The 272-nt window shown below is 72.8% G+C and carries 1 protein-coding gene; it reads right to left on the bottom strand.

The features are described from left to right. Positions 1-246: formylglycine-generating enzyme family protein (locus tag WDW90_RS41295; protein ID WP_488803338.1), on the bottom strand; the 246-nt coding region annotated here is incomplete at its 3' end. Between the last annotated feature and the right edge of the window lie 26 nt (positions 247-272).

The following is a 272-nucleotide window of genomic DNA, read 5'->3' as shown; positions in this document are numbered from 1 at the left end:
CTCGTAGCGCGCGATCGCGAAGGGCGTCGCGATGGTGACGCGGTGGACCGGGCGTTCGAAGGGCGCCGCGCTGGACCCCATCTCGAAGGAGCCCGCGGGCAGCACCACCATCTCGGGACAGTCGCCACAGTCCCGAAAAGACTGCCCCGTCTGCGAAGCGGCCGGAGGAACGGGTGCCGGTGGCGGCAGCGCGGCCAGGTGCGGCTGCGCCGGTGCGGGCGGTGGCGGCGGCGGACTCGGAGCCACGATTGGAGAGGCCGATGATTGCTGGG

It is taken from the genome of Methylobacterium nigriterrae, assembly GCF_037106235.1.
GTDB classification, from domain to species: domain Bacteria; phylum Pseudomonadota; class Alphaproteobacteria; order Rhizobiales; family Beijerinckiaceae; genus Methylobacterium; species Methylobacterium nigriterrae.
Note: the sequence above shows the minus strand (reverse complement) of the source record. Positions and strands in the feature narration are given on the sequence as shown.